Consider the following 224-nt stretch of genomic DNA (forward strand, 5'->3'; position numbering starts at 1 on the left):
CCATATTCAAGTTTTAAACTTCCATAAGGCTTTATACTCGTTCTTTCACTCGTCCTGAATTCTTTGCTTATCTCATTCTTTAATGCCGCTCCATATGTGTAATATGTTGACTTAGCATTAAATATTTCATCCACTACAAGGAACTTTCTATGCATATCACTTCTCGATACATAACCTTCTCCAGATATCGTCCAATTAAGACTTCCATTATGGTCAAATGCTTT

General features: G+C 34.4%; 1 protein-coding gene. It reads right to left on the reverse strand.

Going from position 1 to position 224, the window contains the following annotated elements:
• A partial coding sequence (locus EII29_RS11885; RefSeq protein WP_125237638.1) for an autotransporter domain-containing protein occupies nt 1–224 on the reverse strand: 224 nt, incomplete at both ends.

The sequence above is a fragment of the Leptotrichia sp. OH3620_COT-345 genome (assembly GCF_003932895.1).
Classification (GTDB): domain Bacteria; phylum Fusobacteriota; class Fusobacteriia; order Fusobacteriales; family Leptotrichiaceae; genus Pseudoleptotrichia.